17 protein-coding genes are annotated in these 18,185 nt (G+C 68.3%); 1 reads left to right on the top strand and 16 read right to left on the bottom strand.

Going from position 1 to position 18,185, the window contains the following annotated elements; genetic code table 11:
* Positions 1-14 precede the first annotated feature (14 nt).
* The 8 genes from ACIA12_RS28180 to ACIA12_RS28145 are packed head-to-tail and all read right to left on the bottom strand — an operon-like array spanning position 15 to position 7,008.
* Positions 15-923, bottom strand: a complete 909-nt coding sequence (locus ACIA12_RS28180) for a phytanoyl-CoA dioxygenase family protein (RefSeq protein ID WP_396370059.1) — start codon at positions 921-923, stop codon at positions 15-17.
* A complete protein-coding gene (gene hppD / locus ACIA12_RS28175; protein ID WP_396370058.1) occupies positions 920-1,993 on the bottom strand; it encodes a 4-hydroxyphenylpyruvate dioxygenase in 1,074 nt (357 codons plus the stop codon). The genes ACIA12_RS28180 and hppD overlap by 4 nt, the downstream gene beginning before the upstream one ends.
* On the bottom strand, positions 1,993-3,252 hold the full coding sequence (locus ACIA12_RS28170) for a beta-ketoacyl-[acyl-carrier-protein] synthase family protein (protein WP_396370057.1): 1,260 nt from the start codon (positions 3,250-3,252) through the stop codon (positions 1,993-1,995). Before ACIA12_RS28170 ends, hppD begins: the two co-directional genes overlap by 1 nt.
* On the bottom strand, positions 3,249-4,949 hold the full coding sequence (locus ACIA12_RS28165; RefSeq protein ID WP_396370056.1) for a class I adenylate-forming enzyme family protein: 1,701 nt from the start codon (positions 4,947-4,949) through the stop codon (positions 3,249-3,251). Before ACIA12_RS28165 ends, ACIA12_RS28170 begins: the two co-directional genes overlap by 4 nt.
* The gene (locus tag ACIA12_RS28160) at positions 4,946-5,473 is read right to left on the bottom strand and encodes a beta-ketoacyl synthase chain length factor (RefSeq protein WP_396370055.1); all 528 of its coding nucleotides are present in this window, start codon (positions 5,471-5,473) and stop codon (positions 4,946-4,948) included. Before ACIA12_RS28160 ends, ACIA12_RS28165 begins: the two co-directional genes overlap by 4 nt.
* A complete protein-coding gene (locus ACIA12_RS28155) occupies positions 5,470-6,498 on the bottom strand; it encodes a beta-ketoacyl synthase N-terminal-like domain-containing protein (RefSeq protein WP_396370054.1) in 1,029 nt (342 codons plus the stop codon). The genes ACIA12_RS28160 and ACIA12_RS28155 overlap by 4 nt, the downstream gene beginning before the upstream one ends.
* A complete protein-coding gene (locus ACIA12_RS28150; protein ID WP_396370053.1) occupies positions 6,491-6,754 on the bottom strand; it encodes an acyl carrier protein in 264 nt (87 codons plus the stop codon). Before ACIA12_RS28150 ends, ACIA12_RS28155 begins: the two co-directional genes overlap by 8 nt.
* Positions 6,754-7,008, bottom strand: coding sequence for an acyl carrier protein (locus ACIA12_RS28145; RefSeq protein ID WP_396370052.1), 255 nt, complete (start codon positions 7,006-7,008; stop codon positions 6,754-6,756). Before ACIA12_RS28145 ends, ACIA12_RS28150 begins: the two co-directional genes overlap by 1 nt.
* 17 nt (positions 7,009-7,025) lie before the next feature.
* On the opposite strand from ACIA12_RS28145, the gene ACIA12_RS28140 reads away from it, so the two are divergent.
* The gene (locus tag ACIA12_RS28140; protein ID WP_396370051.1) at positions 7,026-7,754 is read left to right on the top strand and encodes a 4'-phosphopantetheinyl transferase family protein; all 729 of its coding nucleotides are present in this window, start codon (positions 7,026-7,028) and stop codon (positions 7,752-7,754) included.
* Here ACIA12_RS28140 and ACIA12_RS28135 read toward each other — a convergent pair.
* The 8 genes from ACIA12_RS28135 to ACIA12_RS28100 form a co-directional block, all read right to left on the bottom strand.
* Complete coding sequence (locus ACIA12_RS28135) at positions 7,685-9,046, bottom strand: class I adenylate-forming enzyme family protein (protein WP_396370436.1); 1,362 nt, start codon at positions 9,044-9,046, stop codon at positions 7,685-7,687. The two genes, ACIA12_RS28140 and ACIA12_RS28135, sit on opposite strands and share 70 nt — an antisense overlap.
* Before the next feature lie 436 nt (positions 9,047-9,482).
* Positions 9,483-10,376 (bottom strand): N-acetylmuramic acid 6-phosphate etherase, encoded by an 894-nt coding sequence (gene murQ / locus ACIA12_RS28130; protein ID WP_396370050.1) that lies wholly within the window; start codon positions 10,374-10,376, stop codon positions 9,483-9,485.
* A 32-nt stretch (positions 10,377-10,408) separates the two neighbouring features.
* Complete coding sequence (locus tag ACIA12_RS28125) at positions 10,409-11,311, bottom strand: MurR/RpiR family transcriptional regulator (protein WP_396370049.1); 903 nt, start codon at positions 11,309-11,311, stop codon at positions 10,409-10,411.
* Between the two features lie 35 nt (positions 11,312-11,346).
* Positions 11,347-13,032, bottom strand: a complete 1,686-nt coding sequence (locus ACIA12_RS28120; RefSeq protein ID WP_396370048.1) for a serine hydrolase — start codon at positions 13,030-13,032, stop codon at positions 11,347-11,349.
* A gap of 35 nt (positions 13,033-13,067) precedes the next feature.
* Entirely contained in the window at positions 13,068-14,354 is a 1,287-nt protein-coding gene (locus tag ACIA12_RS28115) for an exo-beta-N-acetylmuramidase NamZ domain-containing protein (RefSeq protein WP_396370047.1), read from the bottom strand.
* A 23-nt stretch (positions 14,355-14,377) separates the two neighbouring features.
* Positions 14,378-16,171 (bottom strand): glycoside hydrolase family 3 protein, encoded by a 1,794-nt coding sequence (locus tag ACIA12_RS28110; protein ID WP_396370046.1) that lies wholly within the window; start codon positions 16,169-16,171, stop codon positions 14,378-14,380.
* 131 nt (positions 16,172-16,302) lie between these two features.
* A complete protein-coding gene (locus tag ACIA12_RS28105) occupies positions 16,303-17,406 on the bottom strand; it encodes a Gfo/Idh/MocA family protein (RefSeq protein ID WP_396370045.1) in 1,104 nt (367 codons plus the stop codon).
* Positions 17,399-18,175, bottom strand: coding sequence for a ThuA domain-containing protein (locus ACIA12_RS28100; protein WP_396370044.1), 777 nt, complete (start codon positions 18,173-18,175; stop codon positions 17,399-17,401). Before ACIA12_RS28100 ends, ACIA12_RS28105 begins: the two co-directional genes overlap by 8 nt.
* Positions 18,176-18,185: the final 10 nt, after the last annotated feature.

The raw sequence follows: 18,185 nt of genomic DNA, 5'->3' as shown, positions 1-18,185 counted from the left end.
GGCGTTCTCCTTGGTTAGCGGTTGGCCCAGAGGGTCGGGCAGAAGTCGGGGTCGGCGTAGTCGGGCCTGCCGTCCTCGGTCCGGCGGACCAGCGCGTCGTGGTTGTACGCCGCGAGGGTGCCGTCGGAGAGCGGGAACTCCCGGTAGGAGTTGCCGCCGTCCTGCAGGTGCAGCGAGATCGCCCGGCGCGGACGGTCGCTGATGTTCGCGCCGCTGCCGTGGTACGTCCGGCAGTGGTGGAAGTTCATGTGGCCGCGCGGGATGGTGATCGGCAGCTTGACCACCTCGACGCCGTTGTACCGCGCGTTCTCGATCAGCATCTGGTCGAGCTGGGACTTGTCCCGGTCGGCGAAGTGCCGCACGACGGTGTCGTCGCTGCCGATCTCCTTCCACCGGTGACTGCCGTCGACCATCGTGATCGTGCCCATCTCGGGCGGGCAGTCGTGGAACGGGATGAACGCGGTCAGCATCCGGTCCGACGACGAGGACGACCAGTAGTGCTTGTCGAAGTGCCAGGGCACGATGTTCGACGGCTCGCCCACGATCGGCGGTTTGTAGATCAGCGTGGACTGGAAGATCCGGATCTCGTCGACCTGCGCGAGCCGGGCGGCGACCGCGCCGATCAACGGCTTGCTCAGGATCTTCGCCAGACCGTCGTGCTCGTAGTGCACGTAGTCGTTGTGCCGCTGGACGTCGCCCTTGGACGGATCCCAGTACGCGAGCTTGGGCGGCGCGACGGGGAGATTGCGGTCGCGTTCGCCGGCGTAGTACCGCTCGCTGGCGTCGACCAGCTCGTCGGTCTCTTCGTCGGTGAGCAGCTTCTTCGACAGGTACCAACCGTGCTCCTGGTAGAACGCGACGTCCTCGTCGGACGGCAGCAGGTCGATTTCCTCTGCAGACAAGGTGAATTCGAGCATGGTCATACCTCAACCCCCTGCAGCTCGCGCTCCTTCGCTTCGTACAGGGCCTTGATGTTGCCGCTGCCGAACGTCATCGCGCCGCGCCGCTCGATGATCTCCAGGAACAGCGTCCGGCGGACGTGCATCGACTCGGTGAAGATCTGCAGCAGCTGACCCCAGTGGTCCTTGTCGACCAGGATGCCGAGCTCCTCCAGGTCCGCGATCGGCGTCTCGACCTCACCGACCCGGTCCGGCAACGCCTTGTAGTACGCCGACGGCGAGGCGAGGAAGTTGACCCCGCGCTCCTTCAGCGTGCCGACCGCCTCGACGATGTCGCTGGTCCGCAAGGCGATGTGCTGCACCCCGGCGCCCGCGTGCCAGGTGAGGAAGTCGTTGATCTGCCCTGGCCGGCGGTTCGGATCGGGCTCGATCAGCGTGAACGTCACGTGCTTGGACGGGCTCTGGACGACGGTCGACTCCATCCCCTGGCCGGCCACCTCGATGTACTCGTCGAAGATCGGCAGGAAGCCGAAGACGTTTTCGTAGAACGCGACGGTCGGCTTCAACTGGCCGGACGGCACGCAGATCGCCAGGTGGTCGATCTCGCTGAACAGCTTCTCGTCCGGGCCTGTTGACGGCTCGGTGATGGTGAACGCGCCCGGCAGGAACTCCCGCCGCGGTCCGTGCCGCTCGACCAGCCGGTGGATCACATCGCCGAAGCCGGCCACCTCCGCGATCACGACGGTGGTCTCCTGCTCATCGGTGTACGTCGACGGCTCGCTCACCGACTCGGCACCGCGGGCCAGCAGTTCGGTGTAGGCGACCGAGGCGTTGTCCACCTCGATGCCCACCACGGCGACGCCGTCACCGTGCCGCTGGACGTACTCCGCCGCGGGGTGGGTGGCGGCCAGCCCCGAGGTCAACACGATCTGTACGGCGCTCTCCCGCAGCAGCAGCGAACGCTGGCCGGCCAGCCCGGTCTCCGGTCCCCCCTGACCGTGCACCTGCAGGCCGAAGGCGTGCGCCAGGTAGAACGCCGCCTGCTTGGCGTCGCCCACGTACATCTCCACGTGGTCGATCCCGTAGATCTCCATCACCAGACCTTCCCCTCACTCTTGATGTCTGTGCTCGGAGGACCGAACAGCAGGCTGACGTTCTGGCCGCCGAACCCGAACGAGTTCGACAGCGTGTACTCCGGACGCGCCTCGCGCGGCTCCTTGCGGACGTGATCCAGCGGGCAGGCCGGATCGGGGTCATCGAGGTTGTACGTCGGCGGCAGCAACCCCGTGCTGATCGCCATCGCGCTGGCGGCCGCTTCGACGACTCCCGACGTACCGAGCATGTGGCCGGTGAGCGCCTTGGTGGAGCTCACGGCCGGGCTGGATCCCTTGAAGGCAAGGCCGATCGCCGTCGACTCGGCGACGTCACCGAGCTTCGTGCTGGTGCCGTGGGCGTTGACGTAGCCGACTCGCTCCGGGGTGATGTTGCCGCTGGCAAAGGCCAGTCGCATGCAGGCGGCTGCGCCGGTACCGTCCGGGCGCGGCGCCGTCGGGTGGTGGGCGTCGGCGTTGACGCCATACCCCGCGACGTCGGCGTACCCACGGGCGCCGCGCTTGTCGGCATGGTCGGCGCTCTCAAGTACCAGCAGGGCTGCCCCTTCGGACAGTACGAACCCGTTCCTGCGCAGGTCGAACGGCCGACTGGCTTCGGTCGGGTCGTCCCACCCGCGCGCCAGCGCCCGGGCGTTGGCGAAGGTCTCGGCGAACGTCGGGAACAGCGGTGCCTCACTCGCCCCGCAGATCACCACGTCCAGCTCGCCGCTGCGGATCAGGCGGACGCCATCTGCGATCGCCTGCGCGCCGGAGGCACACGCCGTACCAACCGACGAGGTGTATCCCCGGATGCCGAACCGGATCGCCACCCGGGCGGCCGGCATGTTCGGCAGAATCCCGGTCAGCAGATACGGACTGACCGCGGCCCGCCCCCGCTCAGCCCTGGCCAGCACCTGCTTCTCCAGCGTCGCCATCCCGCCGACGCCCCCGATGATGACGCCGATCCGCTCAGCCGCGACGTTCTCCCCCACCACCAGCCCCGCATCAGCCAACGCCTCCTCAGCCGTCAGCTGCGCGAGTATCACGGTCCGATCCATCACCTTCCCGTCCGGCCCACTCGCGATCCGCCCGGCATCGAACTCCGGCAAAAACCCCGCCAACTCCACCGAATCCACCACCGGATGATCAGCAGCAGGCCGACTGATCCCAGACCGCCCATGCAACAAAGCCCCGAAGACGTCGTCGACCCCACGCCCGACGGGCGTCAAGAGCCCCATCCCGGTGATCGTCACGGCGCTCATCGCCCGCCTCCCGCTCCACTGGCGTCCCCAGCAGCCGCGCCCTGCAAGACGCCGCTGGTTTCACCAGCAAAAGGAGTTTCCGGCGAAGCGCCGTTGCCTTCTGCGGTCGTTGCCTTGAGACGGTCCGTTCGGAGGGCGACCTTGCGGACCTTGCCTGTGACCGTGACCGGGACCTCGTCTTCGCCGACCACATGGATGCGGCGGATGGTGCTTGCCACCTCTTCGCCTACCGCTGCGAGGATCCGCTCGTCGCGTTCCTTGATCGGGTCGGCGTCGGCCGGGACCTCGAGCAGGACGTCGGTGAGGAACTGGCCGTCTTCCTGGACGATGATCACCGTGCAGTCCTGGATCTCGGGGAGAGCGGCGAGGATGCGTTCCTCCGACATCGAGGTGTAGAGCTGCGGACCGTCGAAGCCGGCGACGGCGTCGGGCACCCGGTCGAGGTGGAAGTAATGACCGGTCTCGTCGCGATAAACCAGGTCACCCGTCAGGAACCAGCCGTTGAGACGGAACTTGTAGGTGTTGACCGAGTCGTTCCAGTAGCCCGGAGACACCGACGGCGAGCGGAAGCCGAGCAGCCCGACCTTGCCAGGCGGAAGCTCTTCGCCGGCTGCGTCGAGCACCGTCGCCGAGGCGAACTGGTACGGCTTGCCGATGCACCGCCCGTAGTGATCGGAGTCGATGGTGTGCGTGATGTGGAACCCGTTGTGCCCCATCTCGCTCGACCCCAGCCCATCGACGAAGTGCGATCCACGAACAGTCGTCCGCCCGGAGCGGGTGACCGTCTCACGGGTGCCGGCAGCAACGAGTTTGCGGATGTGCGGCTCATGCGCGCAGTCACCGGTGTTGAACCACATCCGGACCGAGTCCAGATCGTGCTTGCTCAAGTCCTCCCGAGCCAGCCCGGCCCAGGTGACAGCGAATCCGTAGACACCATGCGGCTTCCACCGTTCGATCTGCGCCAGCACCGTCGAAGCGTCCTGCGTCGACAGCAGCAACATCTCCGCCCGGTTGCCGAGCACCTGGTTGACCATCAGGATCGTCGCGGTATGCGGGATCGGCAGCGCGTTCAGAATCCGGTCGGTCCCCTGCGACTGCGGCATCGTCAGCAGGTGCTTCAACGCGGCGTACAGAGTCTTGTGGCTGTGCAGCACCGCCTTCGGCACTCCGGTCGTACCGGAGGTGTGCGTGATCACCACCGGATCGTCCTGATGATGCCGGTACGCCGCCGGCGCCAGCGCCGGATCCCCGGTACCGAGCTCCCGCGGAGCTCCCAGGATCGATGCCTCCTGCAACAACCCACTGTGCGCCTCGTCGACCAGCACCCCGGTCACCCGCAAGCGCCGGATGTACTCCTCGGCGATCGCCGGCGCCATCTTCCCGTTCAGCAACGCGGGGATCGCCCCGATCCGAGTCAGCGCAAGGAAGCTCAGCACGATGTCGGCAGCCTCGGTCGCCCAGATCGCGACGACGTCCCGCCGCCCGATCCCGCGCCCGTGCAGCCACGCAGTACGGGCCTGCACCCGCTCGTCGAGTTCGCCGAGCGTCAGCGGATGCTCAGCCGGGAAGTCGTCGACAGCCGTGTCGAAGGTCAACCCCGGCCCACTCAGGTCGGCGCCGTGCGCGATCACCGTCGCCAGCACGTTGCCGGCTCCGATGCCCGGATCCGCGGCGAGTGCTGCTCTCAGACTCTTCATGAAGGTTCTCCCCCACTCACCAGCAGGGCGACGGCGGTGTCGCCCTGACTTGCTTGTTCCACGAGCACGATCAGCACCTGGTCCGCGTCCCCGTCCGCGATCAGCAGCGCGGCCTGGTCGAAGCCGGTCTGCCTCGCATCACCTGCCGGACTCAGACAGACGACCGGCCCGTGCAGTCCCCAACGCGCCGCGACGTACCCGGCCACGCTGTTCGGGACCGACTGGAAGAAGTACAACGGTCCGACTCGCTTGCCATCAGCAACGAGTTGCCGGACCTGCTCGGCCGAGGCCCGGTCCCCCGTCCGGCTGACCAGCACGATGCCGACGTTCTCCCCTTGTTTCACCGGCACTTCGCCGTACAGGGACTGCAGGCAGCGATCGGCGACGACCGCGGCCAACGGACTGAACGTCGAGCCGATGAAGCCGGGCAGTACCGGCGGACCTGCCTGCGCGTCGTCGCCCGCCTCCGGCCAGTGGCTGTCGGTGATCACGCGGAGTTCGGGAATCTCGATCAGGTGGTTCATCCAGCACGCACCAGCAAAGCCGTGTTCGCGCCGCCGAAGGCTGCGTTCAGTGTCAGCCCGTACTGCGCTGTCGCGGGCCGCGGCGCATCGACGATCAGGTCGAGCGGGCACATCGGATCGGCGACGGTGAACCCTGCATTGACCGGAAGCTTCCCGGCCCGCAACGCCAGCACCGTCATCACCAACTCGAGCAACCCCGACGCCTCCAGCGCATGCCCGTGCACCGACTTCGTCGAGCTGACCGGAACATCCATCGGGAACACCGACCGGATCGCGGCTGCCTCCGAGGCGTCGCTGAAGATCGTCCCGGTGGCGTTCGCGTTGATGTACCCGACCACGTCCGACGGCAGATCCGCCTTGCGCAGCGCGGCCTCGATAGCCGCCGCCAGCCCCTGACCGTCCGGCGCAGGCTGACACGGGTGATGCGCATCGCCGGCTCGTCCCCAACCGGCGATCTCCGCCTTGCCTTCTCCCCTTTGCAGAACGACCGCGACGACAGCGTCGCCGAGCAGGAGTCCTCTGCGATCGAGGCTGAACGGCCGGACCGTACTGTCGTCCGACAAGGCCCGGCCCGCGTCGAACAGGGCGAACTGGTCCGGCTCGACCAGGTAACCCGCCGCCACGACGATCCGCTCCGCGTAGCCGTAGCGGATCAGCGCGGCCGCGTCAGCGACCGCAGTACTGGCTGAGACGCACGCGCTGGTGTAGATCTTCGCGGCCCTGCTGGCCAGCCCGCGGACGCCGGCCCGACCGTGGACCGCGAGGAACAACGGCGTCGTCGCCCGCTGGGCCGCGGTCAGGCCGGCGTCGGCGCAGGCGTCGATGACCGCGTCGAGCAGTTCTTCCTCCAGCGACCGGGCGTCGGCAGCCGTCGCCGCCCGGGTCACCCGGCGATTCGAGGTGTCGAACCGCCGTACCTCACCGAAGGCGGCCGCACCGGGAAGGGCCGCGGCCAGTTGCGCCTCGGCACCACGGCCGAGCGCGCTCAGGACGGAGAAGCCCGTGACGGAGACCTGATCAGACATGAGTCTTCAGGGCTTCCGCGAGCACGGTGACGGCGTCGTCGATGGTCTTGATCCGGTCCAGCTGGTCGTCGTCCAGCTCCAGCTCGTAGCGCTGCTCGACCTGATGCACGAGCCAGGCGAGCTCCATCGAGTCGATCCGCTCCCGGACCTCGCCAGGCTGGCGCTCGCCCAGCGCTGCCAGCCAGTCGACGATCTCGGCCCGGCCGGGCGGGGGCAGGTCCGCGGGTTGGGTCGACGGCTGGGGAACGCTGCTCATCAGACCTGCTGCGCTACCCGGCCGGCCACCGCGGTGGTGAACTCGCCGACGGTCATCAGGGCCAGCTCCTCGGACTCGTCGTCGGAGAACCGGACGCCGAACTTGTCCTCGACCCGGACCGACAGGTCGGCCAGCGCCAGCGACTCCAGGTCGACGCCGGCCGGGCCGAGCGTCGTGTCGTCGTCGATGCCCTCGACGTCGTAGTTCATGTCCTGCAGCTGCGCGAGGACGAACTCGCGAACCTCTTGCCTCATCGGGATACCTTCTTCCTGTGATTCAGCGTCCGGGCACCGATCTGGCCCCCGTGCACGTCTGGCTGAAACCCGTCGCGCGCGACCACCGCTCCGCCGCCCACGCCCTCCTCCTCGACCTCGCCACCACCCTGCTCACCGACACCGACACCGGCTTCAAGGGCGCCCCGGTACTGCGGCACGACGCCGCCGGCGCTCCCCACGTCGACCCGCTCGCGGTGAGCCTCAGCCACACCGACCGGCTGGTCGCCGTCGCCGCCGGCCTGTCGGGCCCAGTCGGCATAGACCTCGAAGACCGCTACCCCCGAGCCGTCACCGCCCTGGCCCGGCGCTGGTTCACCCCGGCCGAGCTCGCCTGGATGAGCGTCCAGCCCGAAGAACTCGAGGCATTCCTGCACCTCTGGACGGCAAAGGAAGCGGTAGGCAAGGCCCTCGGCACCGGCCTCCGCAACACCGGCCTGAGCCGCCAGATGCCGCCCCCCACCGTCCCCGGCCCGCTGCCGCCCACCATCGCTGGGCCGCTGCCCACCCCCACCGCCCGCGAGCCGCGTGCTCCGCTGGTTGGTGGACTTGTTGCTTCCGAGGGGCACCTCGTCGTGGTGCACCTTCCGGTGCGAGCCGACGCGGTCGTGGCTGTTGTCGTGCCGGTCGGTACTCCGGCCGTCGAGGTGTGTGAACATCACGGGGCCGCTTTGCGGAGTACCGCGGTGTCGCGGACGAGCTTTCCGGTGGTTGTCCGGGGCAACTGAGCGAGCACCCGGACACTGCGGGGGCGCTTGTACGACGCCAGCAGTTGCGCCAGATCGGCCTCGATCCGCGCCACGTCGCGTTGCTCGTTGAGCTGCACGTACGCCGTGATCGACCCGTCGTGGACGACCACCGCCGCCTCCACGCCGCGCAGCGTGTTCATCGTGTACTCGACCTCGGTCAGGTCGACCTTCAGCCCACCGACCGACACCTGCGAGTCCAGCCGCCCCTTGATCGACACCAGGCCGGTGTCCGGGTCGATCACGCCCGCGTCCTTGGTCCGCAACCATCCGTCGGCCCAGCGAGCCGGATCCGACAACCCCAGGTACGGCGACTCCGGCCGGCGGATGTGCAGCTCCCCGTCGACGACCCGTACCTCGATCCCCGGCGCCGGCCGGATCGCCGGCCGATGCGCGCCGAACAGATCGGTGCCGATCACCCCGACCTCGGTCATCCCGTACATGTTGCCGAGCGGCACCCCGTACTTGTCCTCGAAAGCGCCCGAGACCGCCGTCGGCACCAGCTCGCCGCCGGTCGTCATCCGCTTGAACTGCGGCAACCGCGGCGGCTCGTTGACCGAGGCAAGCAAGCCGATGTGGAACGGCACCCCGAGCACCGTCGCCGGGCTCTTGCCGCTCGCGATCGCCGCGACGATGGCATCGCCGGTCAGCCGCGCGGGCGGGACCAGCTCGACGCCAGCGTGCAGGCAATACATCAACCCACCCACGAGACCGAGCACATGCACCATCGACGGCAGCAGGATCACCCGCTCGCCGCGCACCGGTACGCCGTCGATCCGGGTGTACCGGTGAACCTCCTCGATCAGGTCCTCGGCGGTCCGTCCGATCACCTTCGACGGCCCGGTCGAGCCGGAACTGAGCTGGACGACGGCATGCGAGGTGCCGGCCGGGTGCCCCGAGTAGCTGGCGACGGCCGTCTCGACGTCCACGAACGTGCGCAACCCGGCCGCGACCGGCCCGTCCGGCGACACCACCACCTGCGGAACCAGCCGCTCGACCGCCCGGCGCACCTCGTAGTCGGTCAGCCGGTGGTCCAGCAGGATCGCCTGCCCACCGAGCCGCCAGACCGCCAGCAAATGCGTCACAAATGCCATTGACGGGGGTAACCGCAATGCGGCGGCACCGCCCGGGCGCAAACCCGATTCGGCTAATTCGGTCTGCCGTTCCAGCACCATCCGGCGCAGCATTCCGCGATCAATTGGGGTGGGGAGTCGCAAGCAGATGTCACTGGCCTCACCGGCCAGCAGCACCTCATCGACCCACTGGGCGCCCATAGTGGTTCCGGGCACCACGACAGTACCGTCCATGGTCATCCGAGCTCCGAGGTTGCCTTGAACACAAAGGATTCAGAGCACCAGAGCCCCCACCAAGGCTTGGCGATGACGTGACGATACGACACGATCACGCGGTCGGTCTACGGACCCAAAGTGATGGAAAGGCTACCCTTCGCGATGTGGCCGAGATCGCTTTTCTTTCGCTCCCGGATCAGCCATGCTGCTCCGTTTTGCGGTCCACAAAAATCAAACACCCGACTAAGCCAAAAACCGGTATCAAACCCGCGACCGGTTAGCTTTCACGATCAAAGGCCGGCCCGCGAAGGGTTCCCCCCGCCGAATTCAATCCCTTGAATTCCGCACTGTTCCACAACCAGGGCAGCAGAAATTTCTCAGATTTCCCGCCACTACTGCCCGGTTGCCCCCGGCAAAAGGCTCAGGCAGACGCGCTGAGCAGTCCGAGGGCGACGGCTACCCGGCCGCCTGCCTGGGACAGGGCTCGGCGGGCCTCCGGGATCGGGGAGCCGGTCAGGAGGTGGACGAGGGCGGGCTTCAGCTCCCCGTCGGCTTCAGCCAGGGCTGCCACGCAGGCTTCGGGGTCGGCGCCGGTGGCCTCGCCCAGGATGCGGAGCATGCGGCCGCGGAGCTTCTGGTTGGTGGCGACCATGTCGACCATCAGGTTCGACCAGGTACGGCCGAGTTTGATCATCAGGGTGGTCGAGAAGCTGTTCAGAATCAGCTTCTGAGCGGTGCCGGCCTTCAACCGCGTGGAGCCGGCGATCGCCTCGGGGCCGGTGTCCGCGGCGATCACGATGTCGGCCAGCGGCGCCAGTGGGGCCGACGGGTTCGAGGTCACCAGGGCCGTGGTCGCGCCGGCCGCTCGGGCGGCCTTCAGAGCGCCGGCCACGTACGGCGTACTGCCGGAGGCCGCGAGTCCGATGACGATGTCGCGGGCGGTCACTGAGGCGGCGTCGGCGGCGCCACCCTCCTCGGAGTCCTCGACGTTCTCGACCGCGCGCAGCAGCGCCTCCATGCCGCCCGCGTGGTGGGCGACCACCAGGTCGTCGGGGGTGTGGAAGGTCGGCAGCAGCTCAGCCGCGTCGAGCACCGCGAGCCGCCCGGACGTACCGGCGCCGAAGTAGTGCACGCGACCGCCGTTGCGCACGGCCTCGACGGCAGCGTCCACCGCACGCGCCAGCTCGGGGATCACCGCGGCGACCGCGCCGGCCACCTTCGCATCCTCCGCGTTGACCAGCCGGAGGATCTCGGTGGTACCCACCGCATCGATCGCGAGCGTCCTGGGGTTGCGCTGCTCCGTGGGTGTGATCACAGCTATGATGTTAGTTTTCTACTGAAGGTTTTTCAATTCTGTTGATCATTGACAGACGTCTTCAGCCGGTGGCTCCGGACCGCGGTGGCCGTCTCCTCGAGCGCTTTCCGGGCGTCCGGCAGCACCGACTGGGCCACGCCGATGAACAGGCAGTCGATCACCATCAACTGGACGATCCGGCTGGACATCGCGCCGGAACGGTAAGTCGTCTCGCGCGCGGCCGTGGTGAGCACAAGATCGGCGGTCCGGGCCAGCGGCGACCGCGGAAAGTTGGTCACCGCGACCGTGGTGGCGCCGTGCTTGGCGGCCTCCTCGAGCGCTTCGACCACCTCGGCCGTCGTACCGGTGTGGGAAATGCCGATCGCGACATCGCCCTCGCCCAGCAGCGCGGCACTGGTCAGCGCGACGTGTACGTCGGACCAGGCGAACGCGACCCGGCGGATCCGGTGCAGCTTCTGCTGCAGGTCGAGCGCGACGAAGGCGCTCGCGCCGGTCCCGTACAGGTCGACCCGCGGCGCCTTGGCGACCGCGGCGACGACCTTGCCCAGCGACTCGATGTCGAGCTGCTGCGCGGTCTCCCGGACGGCCTTCTCGTCGGCGAAGGCGACCTTGCCGACCACGTCGGCCAGCGAGTCACCCGGCTCGATGTCGCCGCCGACCTCGGGCCGGATGTTCTCCGTCGCCGACTGGGCCGCCAACTGCAGGCGGAGCTGCGGATAGCCGGGGACGCCGATCTGCTTGCAGAACCGGATGACCGTGGTCTCCGAGGTGGACGCCACCTCGGCCAGTTCGGAGATCGTCATCGCCGCCACTCCGCCCGGGTCCGCGAGGACCGCGTTCGCCACCCGCTGCTCGGCCGGCGCCAGCGCGGGCATCACCGCGCGGACCCGGACCAGCAGCGGCCCCGTGGGTTCTGGAGAGGTAACTGAAGTCATGACGCCACCGTACGGCGATTGAGCACCGAGCGGGGTCACCGACGCGAAAGTCTCCAACCAGTCGCGACAAATGACTCAGGCGTCCGCTCACCGTCGAAAAGCACCTGGTGGCCCGAGGTGATCTTCACGCCGTCCACATAGACGCCCCGGCCCTGGTACAGCGGATCCGAGGTGTAGCGCCAGCGCAACGTCTGGTCACCGGCCCCGAGGTCCGCGGTCACCTGATGCCAGTGCCGATCCCCCGACCCACTGATCGAGCCGTCCGTGTCGATGACGGTGCCCCGATCGCGCACGGTGAAAGGAACCTTGGTCCACGTCGTGCCGTCCGCGGACGATTCCAGGTACAGCAGATCCGAGTCCTCGGTGTCCACGAAGAGATCGAACGACACCTTCGCCCCGGCAGCCGGTACGGCGACCTTGACCCCTAGCGTCGTCGTACTGGCGTCCGTCGTCCCGGAGAACCAGGCATCCTTGCCGTGCCGCGGCCCGACCCCCAGCGACAACGCCAGCCCCTGTACTACGGCCCTGCGGGCAGGATTGTTACTCCCCCAGTTCCGGCTCGGATGCACCCGATTCGTCAGCAGGATCGCGAACGACCGCGAATCGAAGTCGATCACGATCGACGTCCCGGTGTAGCCGGTGTGCCCCGCCGTCCGCGGACCCGACAGCCCACCCATGTACCAGCGCTGGTTCAGCTCGAACCCCAGCCCGTGGTCGTTGCCCGGGAAGCCCTGGTTGAAGTTGGTGATCATCGCGGCGACCGAGTCCGTCTTCAGGATCCTCGCACCGCGATAACTACCGCCGTTGAGGAACGTCTGCGCCAGCACGGCCAGGTCGTCCGCGGTCGAGAAGACACCGGCATGCCCGGCAACGCCATTGAGGGACCACGCGTTCTCGTCGTGCACCGAACCCCAGACCATCCCGCGCGGCGGCGCCGTCTGGTACTCCGTTGCGGCGATCCGCGGCTTCAGCTTCGCGTCCGGGTTGTAGCCGGTGTCGCGCATCTGCAGCGGCTTGGTGATGCCGTCCGCAACCAGCTTGTCGAGCGTCTTGCCGGTCACCCGGTGCGCGACCTCGCCGAGCGAGATCAGGTTCAGGTCGCTGTAGAGGTAAGTGCTGCCCACCGGGTTCTTCAGCTTCGCCGTGAGCGCCTCGTGCAGACGCAACTCGGGCGTCGGCTGATCGCTCCACAGCGGCAGGAACGCGGGCAGCCCGGTCGTGTGGGTGAGCGCCTGCCGGACGGTGATCGCGGCCTTGCCGTTCTCGGCGAACTCCGGCACGTACGTCGCGATCGGGGTGTCCAGGCCGACCTTGCCCTTCTCGACCAGCTGCATCACGACGATCGAGGTGAACAGCTTGGAGACCGATGCCATGTCGAAGATGGTGTCGGTGCGCATCGGGATCTGCTGGTCGGCCGGCAACTCGGTACCGCTGCCGTCGGCGTACTTGAGCGCCAGTCCGGTCGCGGTCCGGGTGACGATCTTGCCGTCGTGGCCGAGCAGCGTGACGGCACCGGCGTACAGGGGTTTGGTGGTGCCGGACGGTTGGGTCCAGCCGGCCACCTGGGCGAGCGCGGCGTCGATCGGCGCGGGATCGAGACCGGCCTTGGCCGGAGTCGAGTCGCGCAGCAGCGTCGACTTCGGCGCGTAGCCGTCGTACGGGTGGTCGAAGCGTCCAGACTTGTTGCCTGAGGCAACCGCAGGGCCGGCCATGGTGAGCATGACAGCAGAGGCTACCGTGAATACGAGGACGCGCTTCACCGATGATCTCCCTTGTAGAGCAGGTACTTCGCCCGGCGGGCGGTCCAGGCGTCGGTCTCGCTCTGCCAGGCGGCGACGATCGCCTCGGCGGTGGCGCCGCCGTCGACCATCGTGCGGTAGCGGTCCGAGCCGGTGAGCAGGTCGATCCAGCGGCCGGGCGGGTTGTCACCAGTACGCCAGGCGAAACCCGGGTACAGCTTCTTGGCCTCCACGATCATGTGCGTCGCCGCCACGATCGCCTCCGCGCGGTCCGGATCGGTGATCTGGATCTGGACGCCGCCGCAGAGCACGTTGGCGTTCTTGGAGATGAACGGCGTGAAGTAGGCCTCGCGGAAGTCGATGCCGGGGATGTTCTTGGCCTGCAGCGCCTGCGCCCACTTGTAGTCGACGTACGGCGCGCCGATCAGCTCGAACGGCCGGGTCGTCCCGCGCCCCTCGGACATGTTGGTCGCCTCGAACAGGCACGCGCCCGGGTAGAGCAACGCGGTGTCGGGCGTCGGCATGTTCGGGCTCGGCATCACCCAGGTCAGCCCGGTGTCGGCGTACAACTGGTCGCGCTTCCAGCCCTTCATCTCGATCACCTGCAGCTCCTTGAGCCGCGCGCCGTTCGTGTCCAGCGGCAGGTACTCCGCGTTGAACAGCCGGGCCAGCTCGCCGACCGTCATCCCATGCTGCTGGATGATCTCCCGCTTGCCGACGCCCGACGTGTACCCAGGCTTCAGCATCGGCCCACGCGCCGAGCCGCCGGTCGGGTTCGGGCGGTCCAGTACGACGAACTTGGCGCCGGTCTGGACGGCCGCGAGCATCGCCTCGTACATCGTCCAGATGTACGTGTAGAACCGCGCGCCGACGTCCTGGATGTCGAAGACGACGGTCTCGACGCCGGCCTTGGTGTAGAGCGTGGCGAGCTTGGCCGCGGCCGCGCCGTACGCGTCGTAGACCATGATCCCGGTCCGCGGATCGACGTGGTCGCCCTCGGACCCACCAGCTTGGGCGCTGCCCCGGAAGCCGTGCTCAGGGCCGAAGACGGCGACCACGTTCACCTTGCCGGACGCGTGCATGGTGTCGACGATGTGGTTGAGGTCGTCGAGGATGCCGGTCGGGTTGCTGATCACGCCGACCCTCTGGCCGGCCAGAGCCTTCCAGTCGTCCCTCGCCAGCGCCTGCGCGCCAGTGATCACGCCCTTCTTCTTGGCAGGCTCCGCCGCGGCGGCTCCCTGGATGTCGATCAGCGGGGCGGCGGCGAGTGCTCCCGCACCGGCGAGCAGGCTGCGGCGCTTCATCGGTTCTCCTTTGGAAGTACGGGTCACCAGGACAGTCCGTGGCCGAACTTGTAGAGCGGGGTGGCGGGGTCGCCTGCGACAGGGATGTCGACGGGCAGCTTGCCGGCCGGCGCGATCTCGCCGTACAGGACCTTGGCCAGCGACTCCATCGAGACGGCCGCGTAGCCGTAGGTGGCCAGGTACGTCGGCGCAGCGGTGAAGTACGCGATGTCGTAGGGGTCGCGGACGGCCACGACGATCACCGTCTTGCCGGTGGCCAGCAGGTCCTTCACGAGCTTCTGCTGCTTGGCGCCGGGGTCGACGACCTTGGTGTCCCAGGCCTTCTGGGTGAGGACCACGGTGACGTCGTTGGCCTGCGCCTTGGTGACCGCGTCGGCGATGGCGGCGTCGGTCGGGGCCGCGCCGGTCTGGGCGACGGTGGTGGTCGCGCCCCGCTTGGTGAGGCTGTTGGCCAGCGACTGGGTGGTGGTGACGCCCCAGCCGGTGACGAGGATCTTGCGCGGGTCGTTGGTCAGCGGGAGCGTCTTGGCGTCGTTCTTGACCAGCGTGACGGACTTGTCGACGATCTTCTGGGCGGTGGCCAGGCTGGCCGGCGTACCGACCGTGGTGGCGACCTTCGCCGGGTCGACGTACGGCTGGAACAGGACGCCGTTCTTGAGCTTCATCAGCAGCACGCGCAGCACGCTCTCGTTGACCTGGCGCTCGCTGATCCGGCCCGACTTCACGGCGTCGACGACGGCCTTGAACTGGACGTCGGGGGCCGGCGGCAGGAGGAGCTGGTCGGCGCCGGCCTCGATCGCCCGGACCGCCACCTCGGCGTCGCCGTACTTGGCCCGGACCGCCGCCATCTCGAGCGCGTCGGTGATGATCAGGCCCTTGAAGCCCAGCTGCTTGCGCAGTACGCCGGTGAGGATCGGCTTGCTCAACGTCGCGGGGTCGCCGGACGGGTCCAGCGACGGGACCACGATGTGCGCCGTCATGATCGAGTCGATGCCGGCCTTGATCGCGGCCTTGAAGGGCGGCGCGTCGATCGTGTTCCACTGCTCGAGGGTGTGGTTGATCGTCGGCAGCGCACTGTGGCTGTCGTCGACGGTGTCACCGTGGCCCGGGAAGTGCTTGGCGGTCGCCATGATGCCGGCGTCGTTCTGGTAGCCCTTGACCTGCGCCACCGTCATGTCGGCGACCAGCTGCGGGTTGCTGGAGAACGAGCGGACGCCGATCACCGGGTTGAGCGCGTTGACGTTGACGTCCGCGACCGGGGCGTAGTCCTGACGGATGCCCATCGCCTTGAGCTCGCGCCCGGTGATACCGGCCGCTGTCCTGGCGTCGGCGGTGTCGCGGGTCGCGCCGTGGGCCATGTTGCCACCGAACTGGGTGGCGGGCGGGCCGATGCGGACGACGACGCCCTGCTCCTGGTCGGTCGCGATCGTCAGCGGCAGGTGCAGCCCCGTCTTGAGAGCGGCCGCCTGGAGTTGGTTGGAGTACGTGGCGAGCTGGGTCGGGCTCGTCACGTTGTCCCGGGCGTTGAAGTAGATCCAGCCGCCCGGCTTGTACTTCGCCACCACCTCGGCGGGCGTCGCCACGCCGTACAAGGCGGTGTTGCGGGCGTCGGGCTTGCTCGCGTCCGGGCCGTAGGCGAACAGCACGAACATCTGCCCGATCTTGTCCTCGAGCGTCATCTTCTGGAGCGCCTTGGCGGCCAGCTGCATGTTGTTGGGCGGCTCAGGTGGTGGAGCACTGACGGCACTGGCCGGCACCAGCGAGCCGATGGTCGCGACGGCGAGGCTGGCAACAGCGAAACGGCGCAAGGCGGACATAACCGACCCCTCAGGTAATTGAATTACAACCGTGCCCCCGCACGCGAAAGTTACCCACACGCTGAGCCAGGGTCAAGAGGATAGCCTTTGGACCACTGCTGAAACGGTGTTCTTGCCGGTCGAACGTCGTTTCAGTACTTCTCCGGCAGCCCGACCACCCGCTCGACCGACGGCCAGGAGCGCAGCACGTCGAGCAGCACTCCGGCCGGTACGGTCTCGATCGCCTCGGCGTGCGCGGCCGAGACGACGTCGGCGATCCGGACCGGTGTACCCGACGCCGACGAGCGAACCGCGGCCTCGACCATCGCGACGCTGACCACGTTGGAATGCACCTCGGTCTGCGGCGTGGCACCAGTACGCAGCGCCTGGACGAACTCGGCCAAGGACCCAGCGATCTCCTCCGGCCCGGCGCCGATCTCGACCGGCACAGTGGCCCCCGAAGCATCCTCGGCCACAGGTGCGGAGTCGCCGTCCCAGATCGCCGTGCCGTTCGCGGAACTCGCCCGCCAGCGACCGTTCCACGAGGTCTCCAGCCCGGCCGCGCACCAGCTTCCGGTGAAGACGAACCTGGCTCCCCCTTCGAAGCTGAAGACCGCGTCGGCAGCCGCGTGGCCGGCGAACCAGCTCCAGTCCGGGTTGTACGAGTCGCAGTACACCGACAGCGGTTCGGACCCGATCAGCTTGCGGGCCAGGTCGAACTGGTGGATCGCCATGTCGACCAGCAGCGGCTCGGCCATCTGCTCCCGGAAGCCGCCGAACCGCGGCGCCTTGAAGAACTCGCAGGACAGCGACCCGACCGGGCCGAGCCCGGCCAGTTGCCGCCCGAAGGCCTCGCCCGTCCGGAAGTACCGGCGGGACTGCGAGACCATCAGCAACTTGCCGCTCGCCTCGGCGGCGGCGACCATCGTCAGGCATTCGCGGACCGACTCGGCCAGCGGCTTCTCACACAGCACGGGCAGACCGCGCAGCAAGGCATCCACGCTGACCGTCGGATGGGCCGCCGGGACGGTCACGTCGATGACGGCGTCCGCGCCTGTCCGCTCGGCCAGCTCGGCGACCGACGTCGCCACCGGGACATCGGCGTACCCGTGCTCGCCGGCGGCCGAGCGGGCCAGCGGGACGTCGAGGTCGACCAGCCCGACGAGGAGGACGTCCGGGTTCTGCTTGATGTTGCGCAGCCAGGCGCGGCCCATCCCGCCGGCGCCGACCTGAAGGAGCCGCAGGGGTTCAGGCATCGGCGGGGTCTCCGATCGGCCCGGCGTACCCCTGGCCGTTGAAGAAGTCACCGGTGTCGTAGCGCAGCAGCGTCGGCAGCGCCCGCTCCGGCAGGTCGCTCTTGGCCCACTCGACCCCGTTGGCGATCACCTTGCGGACGTCCTTGTGGTGGTACACGGGGTAGTCCTGGTCGCCGGGCGAGAAGAAGAAGATCTTGCCGTGGCCGCGGCGGAAGGTGCAGCCGGACCGGAACACCTCGCCACCGCTGAAGGTGGAGACGAAGACCAGTTCGTCCGGCACCGGGATGTCGAAGAACTCGCCGTACATCTCCTGCTGCTCGATCACGATCGGATGCGGTACGCCGCGCGCGATCGGATGCGTCGGGTTCACCGTCCAGACCAGCTCGCGATCCTGCTCACTGCGCCAGCGCAGCGTGCAGGTGGTGCCCATCAGCTTGCCGAAGATCTTCGACCAGTGGCCGGAGTGCAGGACGAGCAGGCCCATCCCCGACAGCACGTGCTGGTACACCCGGTCGACCACCTTGTCGTCGACCTCGCCGTGCGCGGCGTGCCCCCACCAGACCAGCACGTCGGTCGCGGCGAGCACCTCCTCGGTCAGGCCGTGCTCGGGCTCGTCGAGGGTGGTGGTGGCGACCTCGACGGCGTCGCCGAGGTTCTCGGCGATGCCCTCCGCGATCGTGGTGTGCATGCCGTCGGGGTAGATCTCGGCAACGTGCGGCTCGACCTGCTCGTGCCGGTTCTCGCCCCAGACGAGTACGCGAAGCGTCATGTCAGTAGTC

It is taken from the genome of Kribbella sp. NPDC051620, from assembly GCF_044453825.1.
Lineage (GTDB): Bacteria > Actinomycetota > Actinomycetes > Propionibacteriales > Kribbellaceae > Kribbella.
The sequence above is the reverse complement of the archived record's forward strand: the minus strand, read 5'-3'. Positions and strand labels throughout refer to the sequence as shown.

Coding starts and splice junctions, on each gene's coding strand:
- ACIA12_RS28180 (WP_396370059.1), bottom strand. CDS start 923: ATGACCATGCTCGAATTCACCTTGTCTGCAGAGGAAATCGACCTGCTG.
- hppD (WP_396370058.1), bottom strand. CDS start 1,993: ATGGAGATCTACGGGATCGACCACGTGGAGATGTACGTGGGCGACGCC.
- ACIA12_RS28170 (WP_396370057.1), bottom strand. CDS start 3,252: ATGAGCGCCGTGACGATCACCGGGATGGGGCTCTTGACGCCCGTCGGG.
- ACIA12_RS28165 (WP_396370056.1), bottom strand. CDS start 4,949: ATGAAGAGTCTGAGAGCAGCACTCGCCGCGGATCCGGGCATCGGAGCC.
- ACIA12_RS28160 (WP_396370055.1), bottom strand. CDS start 5,473: ATGAACCACCTGATCGAGATTCCCGAACTCCGCGTGATCACCGACAGC.
- ACIA12_RS28155 (WP_396370054.1), bottom strand. CDS start 6,498: ATGTCTGATCAGGTCTCCGTCACGGGCTTCTCCGTCCTGAGCGCGCTC.
- ACIA12_RS28150 (WP_396370053.1), bottom strand. CDS start 6,754: ATGAGCAGCGTTCCCCAGCCGTCGACCCAACCCGCGGACCTGCCCCCG.
- ACIA12_RS28145 (WP_396370052.1), bottom strand. CDS start 7,008: ATGAGGCAAGAGGTTCGCGAGTTCGTCCTCGCGCAGCTGCAGGACATG.
- ACIA12_RS28135 (WP_396370436.1), bottom strand. CDS start 9,046: ATGGGCGCCCAGTGGGTCGATGAGGTGCTGCTGGCCGGTGAGGCCAGT.
- ACIA12_RS28125 (WP_396370049.1), bottom strand. CDS start 11,311: ATGACTTCAGTTACCTCTCCAGAACCCACGGGGCCGCTGCTGGTCCGG.
- ACIA12_RS28120 (WP_396370048.1), bottom strand. CDS start 13,032: ATGCTCACCATGGCCGGCCCTGCGGTTGCCTCAGGCAACAAGTCTGGA.
- ACIA12_RS28115 (WP_396370047.1), bottom strand. CDS start 14,354: ATGAAGCGCCGCAGCCTGCTCGCCGGTGCGGGAGCACTCGCCGCCGCC.
- ACIA12_RS28110 (WP_396370046.1), bottom strand. CDS start 16,171: ATGTCCGCCTTGCGCCGTTTCGCTGTTGCCAGCCTCGCCGTCGCGACC.
- ACIA12_RS28105 (WP_396370045.1), bottom strand. CDS start 17,406: ATGCCTGAACCCCTGCGGCTCCTTCAGGTCGGCGCCGGCGGGATGGGC.
- ACIA12_RS28100 (WP_396370044.1), bottom strand. CDS start 18,175: ATGACGCTTCGCGTACTCGTCTGGGGCGAGAACCGGCACGAGCAGGTC.